This window comes from Pseudomonas sp. GW456-12-10-14-LB2 (genome assembly GCF_002884345.1).
Lineage (GTDB): Bacteria > Pseudomonadota > Gammaproteobacteria > Pseudomonadales > Pseudomonadaceae > Aquipseudomonas > Aquipseudomonas paraglycinae.
In genome coordinates, this window is the sequence record NZ_POHV01000150.1 from 1 (window position 1) to 273 (window position 273).

A 273-nucleotide genomic window follows, 5' to 3' on the forward strand; every position below is an offset into this window, starting at 1 on the left:
AAGCGGAACCGCCCGTAGTCGAAGGACATGGCGGAGGCGGACACGGAGATCCCGCGGTCCTTCTCCATCTGGAGGAAGTCCGAGCGCGTGCGCCGCGCCTCGCCCTTGGCGCGCACCTGGCCGGCCATCTGGATGGCCCCCCCGAAGAGGAGGAACTTCTCGGTCAGCGTGGTCTTGCCGGCGTCCGGGTGCGAGATGATCGCAAACGTGCGGCGTCGCGCGATCTCGGGGGGGGAGGGAGGCCATGTTCTGGAGCATGGCGCCCACATAAGG

The 273-nt window shown here is 68.5% G+C and carries 1 protein-coding gene; it reads right to left on the reverse strand.

From position 1 onward, the window contains the following. Nucleotides 1–269 (reverse strand): GTP-binding protein (locus tag C1X29_RS28485; protein WP_256584422.1); only part of this gene is annotated, 269 nt, incomplete at its 3' end. Nucleotides 270–273 lie beyond the last annotated feature (4 nt).